5 protein-coding genes, 1 tRNA gene and 2 rRNA genes are annotated in these 9025 nt (G+C 55.0%); all 8 read left to right on the top strand.

Going from position 1 to position 9025, the window contains the following annotated elements; all coding sequences use genetic code 11:
* Positions 1–308: 308 nt before the first annotated feature.
* The 8 genes from C9E91_RS16835 to C9E91_RS16800 all read left to right on the top strand — a co-directional run bounded on the left by C9E91_RS16835 (position 309) and on the right by C9E91_RS16800 (position 9003).
* Positions 309–3222, top strand: a 23S ribosomal RNA gene (locus C9E91_RS16835).
* A gap of 206 nt (positions 3223–3428) precedes the next feature.
* Positions 3429–3543: ribosomal RNA gene (rrf, locus tag C9E91_RS16830) — 5S ribosomal RNA — on the top strand.
* A gap of 308 nt (positions 3544–3851) precedes the next feature.
* Positions 3852–3928: transfer RNA gene (locus tag C9E91_RS16825), tRNA-Met, on the top strand.
* Between the two features lie 453 nt (positions 3929–4381).
* Positions 4382–5158 carry a hypothetical protein gene (locus C9E91_RS16820; RefSeq protein WP_245407510.1) on the top strand — a complete coding sequence of 259 codons (777 nt, stop codon included), beginning with the start codon at positions 4382–4384 and terminating at the stop codon, positions 5156–5158.
* A 187-nt stretch (positions 5159–5345) separates the two neighbouring features.
* The gene (locus C9E91_RS16815; protein ID WP_245407509.1) at positions 5346–6539 is read left to right on the top strand and encodes a patatin-like phospholipase family protein; all 1194 of its coding nucleotides are present in this window, start codon (positions 5346–5348) and stop codon (positions 6537–6539) included.
* A 315-nt stretch (positions 6540–6854) separates the two neighbouring features.
* Entirely contained in the window at positions 6855–7661 is an 807-nt protein-coding gene (locus tag C9E91_RS16810) for a hypothetical protein (RefSeq protein WP_107109392.1), read from the top strand.
* A gap of 221 nt (positions 7662–7882) precedes the next feature.
* Positions 7883–8671 (top strand): DUF2092 domain-containing protein, encoded by a 789-nt coding sequence (locus C9E91_RS16805; RefSeq protein WP_107109391.1) that lies wholly within the window; start codon positions 7883–7885, stop codon positions 8669–8671.
* A complete protein-coding gene (locus tag C9E91_RS16800) occupies positions 8668–9003 on the top strand; it encodes a hypothetical protein (protein ID WP_107109390.1) in 336 nt (111 codons plus the stop codon). Before C9E91_RS16805 ends, C9E91_RS16800 begins: the two co-directional genes overlap by 4 nt.
* The last annotated feature ends 22 nt before the right edge of the window (positions 9004–9025 follow it).

The following is a 9025-nucleotide window of genomic DNA, read 5'->3' as shown; positions in this document are numbered from 1 at the left end:
CCGGATATGGTGGAGAGACCGGAGGTAGGAAGGAAGCTTGTCGCTCTGGGTCGTTGTTGTTGGCCTTCTTCGAAGGCCTCTGACGGACGACTGGATTACCGTTGCCTGACCGCGCGGTATCGGATCAAATCTCGAGAAGCTGGTCTTAAGATAGACTGCAAGCGAGCTGCTCGGCGTAGCTCCAATAAAGCAGATCTATCGAACACGTCGATGGCATTGTTGATAGGCTGGGTTGTAAAAGGTAACCCGGTCTGTTGCCGTTTCCTGATGGAAACGACAACGAGATGATGAGCATTGGCAATGAGAACGATCAAGTGTCGTAAGGGTATTTAGTGGATGCCTAGGCATGCACAGGCGATGAAGGACGTGATACGCTGCGAAAAGCCGTGGGGAGCTGCGAATAAGCTTTGATCCATGGATCTCCGAATGGGGCAACCCACCTTAAATGCTTAGAAAATCTGAATTGTTGACTGGTTGATCTCTTCCTTCGAGCTTTCGAGGGACGGGGATCGAAGCCGTTTGGGCTTCGCAAGGCCAAGGGCCGTCGCCGCTGATGCGGCGTAGGTTCAACGGTCTGGTGGCTGGAGAAACACTTCAGGTTTCTAAGCATTGTTATGAGGTATCTTCACCTGAATAAAATAGGGTGTAAGAAGCGAACGCAGGGAACTGAAACATCTAAGTACCTGCAGGAAAGGACATCAACCGAGACTCCGCAAGTAGTGGCGAGCGAACGCGGACCAGGCCAGTGGCAATGAAGTTTAAAGTGGAAGAACCTGGAAAGGTTTGCCGTAGAGGGTGACAGCCCCGTACGCGTAGATAGCTTTATTGTCCTAGAGTAGGGCGGGACACGAGAAATCCTGTCTGAACATGGGGAGACCACTCTCCAAGCCTAAGTACTCGTGCATGACCGATAGTGAACCAGTACCGTGAGGGAAAGGTGAAAAGCACCCCGACAAGGGGAGTGAAATAGTACCTGAAACTGGATACCTACAAACAGTCGGAGCCCGCAAGGGTGACGGCGTACCTTTTGTATAATGGGTCAACGACTTAGTGTAACAAGCAAGCTTAAGCCGGTAGGTGTAGGCGAAGCGAAAGCGAGTCTGAATAGGGCGATATAGTTTGTTGCATTAGACCCGAAACCGAGTGATCTAGCCATGAGCAGGTTGAAGGTTGGGTAACACCAACTGGAGGACCGAACCCGCATCTGTTGCAATAGATTGGGATGACTTGTGGCTAGGGGTGAAAGGCCAATCAAACTCGGAAATAGCTGGTTCTCCGCGAAATCTATTTAGGTAGAGCGTCGAGCGAATACTCCCGGGGGTAGAGCACTGGATGGGCTATGGGGACTCACCGTCTTACTGATCCTAACCAAACTCCGAATACCGGGAAGTACTACTCGGCAGACACACGGCGGGTGCTAACGTCCGTCGTGAAAAGGGCAACAACCCTAACCTCCAGCTAAGGTCCCCAAGTCATGGCTAAGTGGGAAAGGATGTGAGGATCCCAAAACAACCAGGATGTTGGCTTAGAAGCAGCCATCATTTAAAGAAAGCGTAACAGCTCACTGGTCTAGTCAAGGGTCTTTGCGCCGAAAATGTAACGGGGCTAAAGCCATGCACCGAAGCTGAGGATTCCTCTTTGAGGAGTGGTAGCGGAGCGTTCCGTAAGCCAGTGAAGGGACAGCCGTGAGGCATCCTGGAGGTATCGGAAGTGCGAATGTTGACATGAGTAACGATAAAGAGGGTGAGAGACCCTCTCGCCGAAAGACCAAGGGTTCCTGCTTAAAGTTAATCTGAGCAGGGTTAGCCGGCCCCTAAGACGAGGCGGACACGCGTAGTCGATGGGAACCACGTTAATATTCGTGGGCCTGGTGGTAGTGACGGATTGCTCAACTTGTAAGGTCTTATTGGATTGATCTTGCAGGGACGCGGTTCCAGGAAATAGCTCCACCGTATAGACCGTACCCGAAACCGACACAGGTGGTCAGGTAGAGTATACCAAGGCGCTTGAGAGAACTATGTTGAAGGAACTCGGCAAATTGCACGCGTAACTTCGGAAGAAGCGTGACCCTTATGTGCGCAAGCATGTGAGGGTGGCACAGACCAGGGGGTAGCGACTGTTTACCAAAAACACAGGGCTCTGCGAAGTCGCAAGACGACGTATAGGGTCTGACGCCTGCCCGGTGCTGGAAGGTTAAGAGGAGGGGTGCAAGCTCTGAATCGAAGCCCCAGTAAACGGCGGCCGTAACTATAACGGTCCTAAGGTAGCGAAATTCCTTGTCGGGTAAGTTCCGACCTGCACGAATGGCGTAACGACTTCCCCGCTGTCTCCAACATAGACTCAGTGAAATTGAATTCCCCGTGAAGATGCGGGGTTCCTGCGGTCAGACGGAAAGACCCCGTGCACCTTTACTATAGCTTTACACTGGCATTCGTGTCGGCATGTGTAGGATAGGTGGTAGGCTTTGAAGCAGGGACGCCAGTTCTTGTGGAGCCATCCTTGAAATACCACCCTTATCGTCATGGATGTCTAACCGCGGTCCGTCATCCGGATCCGGGACAGTGTATGGTGGGTAGTTTGACTGGGGCGGTCGCCTCCGAAAGAGTAACGGAGGCGCGCGATGGTGGGCTCAGACCGGTCGGAAATCGGTCGTCGAGTGCAATGGCATAAGCCCGCCTGACTGCGAGACTGACAAGTCGAGCAGAGACGAAAGTCGGTCATAGTGATCCGGTGGTCCCGCGTGGAAGGGCCATCGCTCAACGGATAAAAGGTACGCCGGGGATAACAGGCTGATGACCCCCAAGAGTCCATATCGACGGGGTTGTTTGGCACCTCGATGTCGGCTCATCGCATCCTGGGGCTGGAGCAGGTCCCAAGGGTTTGGCTGTTCGCCAATTAAAGCGGTACGTGAGCTGGGTTCAGAACGTCGTGAGACAGTTCGGTCCCTATCTGCCGTGGGTGTAGGAATATTGACAGGATCTGTCCCTAGTACGAGAGGACCGGGATGGACATATCTCTGGTGGACCTGTTGTCCTGCCAAGGGCATAGCAGGGTAGCTATATATGGAATGGATAACCGCTGAAGGCATCTAAGCGGGAAACCAACCTGAAAACGAGTGTTCCCTATCAGAGCCGTGGTAGACGACCACGTTGATAGGCCGGGTGTGGAAGTGCGGCAACGCATGAAGCTTACCGGTACTAATAGCTCGATTGGCTTGATCGTTCCCATTGCTCATGCTCATCAGACGAACGTAAACGTTCATCTGCAATGAGTTTTGTCCTCACGCATGTACGGGTCTTCGACCCTATGCTGCGGACGGCGCGCCGGACTGCCGGCGACGCGCTCTGCGCTTGCGGACTTTGTCCGAAAACGCATCCAACGACGTGTTTAAAAAATCCAGCTTCTCATTCAAAGTTGCGCTTTGCCGACCTGGTGGTTATGGCGGGGTGGCTGCACCCGTTCCCTTTCCGAACACGGCCGTGAAACGCCCCTGCGCCCATGGTACTTCGTCTTAAGACGCGGGAGAGTAGGTCGCTGCCAGGTCTGCCAATCGCAACTTCCGAGCAAACCCAATAGGGTTTGTCCGATTACAATCTTCTCTGATCAACAAACGGCCTAGCCGTGTTACAATAGGCCGCTAACAAGCGGCCTTTGTCGCTTCTGGAAATACGACTTCGAGACCCAAATACAGTTGTCTCGAAAACAGGTGTGCTCCAAAAGGTGCCCACCTAACACGGACAAATCCTCCGGATTTGCTCGGATGACGCAAGCCGTAAGGCTTGCTGCGTCGAGACGAACTGCAAAGCAGTTCGCTCGAGGGCGGACAAACCGCAAGCGGTTTGCTCGGATGGCGCGGGGTGGAGCAGCCCGGTAGCTCGTCAGGCTCATAACCTGAAGGCCGCAGGTTCAAATCCTGCCCCCGCAACCAATCCAGCTTCCTTCCACACAACAAAGCCGCCAAAGATCACACACAAAGCCCCACACGGGGCTTTCTGCGTTTTTAGGATGCCGTCGCGGCGACGATATCAAATGGCCCTCGCCAACATAAAGACGCGCCCGCAGCACAGACACCCAGCGTCCAATGGCGCCGCTCCGAACAGGCACAAGTAACGGTCAGCGCCGCAGCCCGGCGTTACCGCATCCAGCCGAACCATCGTCCGACACACAGATCTAGCAACAACATTTCTCACAAATGTCATTGCGAGGAAACATTCAGACATTCTCGACTGCCGGCAATCATCTAAACATCGAGGCTCCATTCAGAGCGGGGACCGCTCAATCGCTTTAGTCAATTCTGACGGACAAAAACATTTATTGCGGAGCCTGATTGCCGATGTTTTTCCCAAATCTGTGGCGGCGAGAACAGCTAAGGCATGTTGTCGTGACGACCTTTCACGAAAAGGGTTATCGCGACTATGGGAAAAGATGCATTGAGACCTTTCTCAAGCATTGGCCCGAGGACATTACGCTCTTGGTCTATGCTGAGGATGTTGATGTCGAAGAGAAGGATTGCAGGCTTCAGATCTTGGATCATAGTGAAGCTCTCCCGCGGCTGCTCGAATTCCGCCAGGCGTTTGCCGACAATCCGCTAGCCAACGGAATTTGTTTATCCGGGTCCAGTCTGCAACGTGATTATCGGTGGGATGCCGTCCGCTTTTCCAACAAGGTCTTCGCCGTCACCGATGCGATCCGGCGATACCGGAAGACGGTTGATCAGTTGATATGGCTGGATGCCGATACGGTCACCCATAGGGACGTTCCGCGAAGCCTAGTCGACAGAATTGCGCCGAGAGGGGAGCAGCTTGCCGCCTACCTTAATCGTCGGATTTACCCCGAATGCGGATGGGTGGGGTACAATTTGCACCATCGGGAAATATTGACCTTCGCGGACCGTTTCGAACGCATCTACTCGTCCGGCTATTTTCTGGCGATGAAAGAAAGCCACGACAGCTTTGTCTTCTGGAAGATCGCCCAGCAAATGGAGCAGGACAAGGAAGCAAGGTTTAAGCTGCTGGGTTCGAACCGCGCAAAATCTCATGTTTTCATCAACAGCGTCCTGGGTGGCTACATGGATCACCTGAAGGGTGACAGGAAAGCGGCGGGCAAAAGTCACAAGAGCGATTTGACACGGCGAAGGCGGGAAGACTGGTGGCGGTAATCAACCGCTTCCAAGAACGCCAAAGACGCTTCGTCTCATGAAATTGAACTGCCAAAACAGTTAGATCGCCTGATCTCGTCATTTTACGAACGACTGAACCACTGCTCTGTCGCTGCGGTAGGGCCGCCTCTGCAGCCATCAATCCGGGCTGTCGAACGATCCTGCAAATTAACTCGGAGAACCGGAGTTGCCCGTCCTCAAAGGAAATTGTCGTAACATATTCCTTTCGGTGATGATGGCGTCCCTGTTCTTATCGAGCTGTGTTGCAACCACGCGCCCGCAATATGACCAGGTGCAATCGACCCTTGCCGAGATACCGGGATTCCCGAACGTCAGGTCCTATCTTGATCAGGATACCAAGTCGCTTGAGGATGCGTTTGATCTGCAGCCGGCTGCGGCGCAGCGAAACTATCTGATGATTTCCGGCGGTGGCGCTGCGGGGGCTTTCAGCGCTGGTGTGCTATCGGCCTGGACGAAAAAGGGATCGCGACCGGAATTCGATGTCGTCAGCGGCGTCAGCACAGGTGCGCTTATTGCGCCCTTCGCATATCTCGGCTCATCCTATGACGACCTGCTGAAAGACCTGTACACCAGCGGCGTGGCCAAGAGCCTTGTCGACCGGAGATTGTTTCCAAACAAAATGCTCAGCGAAAGCCTTCTCAGAGGAGAGGTGCTTCGCAACATGATACGACGCTACGTTACAGCGGATATCCTGCAGCAGGTTGCGAAGGAACATATGAAGGGCAGGCGGCTATTTGTGCTGACCTCGAATTTGGATTCCCAGCGCGCAGTGATCTGGAATATGGGCGCCATTGCGGCCAGCCATCAGCCGGGTGCGCTCCAGCTCTTCCAAGATGTGCTCATCGCATCGGCAAGCATTCCAGGCGTCTATCCGGCCGTCTTGATAAAAGTGCATGCAAATGGTCACGACTTCCAGGAGCTCCATTCGGACGGAGGCTCCTCGTCGCAGATTCTTACATTGCCGTACGCGGTCCTTGCGTCGGCAAACCATCCGCCTCGGCAGAAGCGAGATCAATTCAACCTATATGTCATCGTCAATAACGCTCTGATCCCCGAATTTTCGAATACGAACGGCAGCACCTTGAATGTGATGGCAAGGGCATATTCCACCTTGGTCAAGGCGCAGGAACGAGATTCTCTAATGGCCCTGTACGGCTATACTCGTCGGACTGAAGCCAACCTCCATGTGGCGTCGATAGATTGCCAGCTTCCCTACGATATGACCGATCCGTTCAACGAACCCTATATGCGTTCAGTGTTCGATCTCGGCACACGGGAAATGTTGTCGGACGCCTTATGGAAAGACGAGCCCTTGTTTACGGTCGCTGCATCTCCACACGCTGGTCGCTGTTCACAGTAACGTCTGAGCTAGTCCCCGAGGCAGACACATCTGGCCGCGCTATATGGATTGCCTATCAAATTTGTTGGTGCAGGCGCAGGCAGGGAGAATGCTATAGATTTTGAAATTCCCATTGAGTGAGTGATTACCGCCAAAGGACTATACGTTGCTAGACTACCTCTTCGCGAATATCTCTGGTATGGTAACTCAGGAGTAGTCGCGATGCCTCTGCATATCGGCCGCACGTAGCTTCCATTTCATCCTTTTTTCGATCTCGTTACTTCGGCTGACAGGTTTTGCGATAAGCGCGAAAGTTTTTCTTTTGTGGGGGAGACAATGGGGAAATCTGCGTCTTTTCTGGCGGCCGCCCCGTGTGGACGGCAATACGCTCTGTCGGCATATACGATGCTTTGCGCCTTGCTATGGGTGTTCTGCCTTTCTGCCGGCGTCGCTCATGCGCAACAACCGACCGATGCGCAGCGCAGTGCTATCAAATCGGCATGCCGTTCCGATTTCATAGCACAATGTTCAGGCGTGACGCCGGGCGGCAAGGAAGCGCTGACCTGCCTGCAACAGCATAGCGCGACGCTTTCTCCCGCCTGCCGTAGCGCCGTATCGGCTTTGGACGGGACCAAAAAGAAGTCCAGTGCTGCTACGCCCGCCGAAACGCCGGCAACGGCGCCGGCGCAATCCAGTGCGGCCGCCGCTGGTACGCCAGCGGCCCAGCCGACACAGGCGCAGCGCAATGCGGTGAAATCGGCCTGCCGGTCTGATTTCATGGCGCAGTGCTCGGGTGTGACGCCGGGCGGTTCCCAGGCGCTTGCCTGCCTACAGCAGCACAGTGCAACTCTTTCCCCATCTTGTCAGCAGGCAGTTGCGGCTCTGGGAGGCGCTTCGGCGCCCGCGGGTGCTGCACAGGCGCCGGCAGGGGGTGGCGCGGCGGCGATGCCCGGTGCGCGTGCAGGGATGCCATCTTTCTCACCGCGCGAAGAATTAATCGTCCTGCATCGGACGTGCGGGCCGGACTTCCGCGCTTTTTGCCGCTCCGTGCCGCTCGGCGGGGGCAGGGGTATTGCCTGCCTGCGGAACAATATGCAGCGGCTGTCTCCCGTATGCCAGAGGGTGTTGACCAGCGGGTTATAGAGTGTCGCTTCTCTCCGAGTGTCCCGCTTCAGGCGAATTCACCTTCAAGCGGATAGGATTTTTGTGCGTTCAAAGGAACGCGTGTAGCTCCAACGTCGCGGTCCACGGTCTTCAGAAATCGCAGACCGACATTTCATGGGAACTTGAGCGATACGGGCCTGCCGAGACTGGCAGCCTGCACATTCGATGGATCAACGATGACCCAAACGAAAGGTGTTGCCATGTCATCGATTTCGTACCTTCAGAAATTCAAACGACTGCTGATTTTAAGTTCTTTCGGCCTCTGCTGCGCCTTGCCCACGGCGGCATGGGCGGATGACGCCAAGGATCTTCTGAAAGCCATGTCCGACTATCTGGCGGCGCAGAGGACGATGTCATTTCATTATCAATCCTCGCTCGAGGCAGTGACGCCGGATTTTGAGAAGCTGCAGTTCGTCAGTTCCGGCACTGCCAGCCTGACGCGTCCCGACAAGCTCAGGATCACGAGGACCGGCGGGTTTGCCGATGTGGATGTAAGCTTCGATGGTTCGACACTGACTGTGCATGGCAAGAATCTCGATGCTTATGCCAAGATCGATGCCAAGGGGTCGGTGGACGACCTGCTTGACCGGCTGGTGGGTGCCGGTGTCGAGGCGCCGGGCGCGGACTTGCTGTCAACGGATGTCTACGGTCTGCTGATGTCGGATGTGACCGTCGCCAAACATATTTCCAGCGCCTTCGTCGACGGTGTCGAGTGTGAATATCTCACCTTCCGGACGCCTGAAATCGACTGGCAGATCTGGATACAAACCGGAGAAATACCGATACCGCGGCGCTACGTCATCACCAGCAAGCACGTCGCCCAAGCACCGCAATACACGTTGGAGATCAGCGACTTCAAGAGCGGCTCCGATGTGGCTGCCGTTTCCTACAACATCGATATTCCGACCAGCGCGAAGAAGGTCGATCTCAGCGAACTCCAGTCGCTCGATGAGCTTCCTGCGCCTGCCGATGCGGGAGAAAGCAAATGAGATTTCCAAGATTATTGCTCACTGCGGGCTTGGCGGGCGCTTTCCTTTTCGCCGATGTCAATGTCGAGCCGGGCGCATTGATGCCGCTGTCGTTAGATTTCGCCACACCCGCCGGCGCCGTCATCGGCCGGCCCTTGACCCCGCTTTCCTATGCCGGTGTCGCCCGCAGAACGACGCGCCGCGTTATCGTGGGAACGCCGTCGACCACCGTCATTGCGGTATTGCCGCCGGGCTGCGTTTATGGAGCCTATTATGGCGGCTATTACTACCGTTGCGGATCTGGCTATTATGCCAAGAGCGGCGGCGCCTATGTTCGAGTGGTCGTGCCGTAGAGCGTGGCGCATAGCGCTGGCT

This window comes from Rhizobium sp. SEMIA4064, assembly GCF_003025035.1.
Taxonomy (GTDB): domain Bacteria; phylum Pseudomonadota; class Alphaproteobacteria; order Rhizobiales; family Rhizobiaceae; genus Rhizobium; species Rhizobium paranaense.
Note: the sequence above shows the minus strand (reverse complement) of the source record. Positions and strands in the feature narration are given on the sequence as shown.

What these genes read in the sequence shown, in the direction of transcription:
- C9E91_RS16805 (WP_107109391.1), top strand. Translation starts at nt 7,883, where the DNA reads ATGTCATCGATTTCGTACCTTCAGAAATTCAAACGACTGCTGATTTTA.
- C9E91_RS16800 (WP_107109390.1), top strand. Translation starts at nt 8,668, where the DNA reads ATGAGATTTCCAAGATTATTGCTCACTGCGGGCTTGGCGGGCGCTTTC.
- C9E91_RS16810 (WP_107109392.1), top strand. Translation starts at nt 6,855, where the DNA reads ATGGGGAAATCTGCGTCTTTTCTGGCGGCCGCCCCGTGTGGACGGCAA.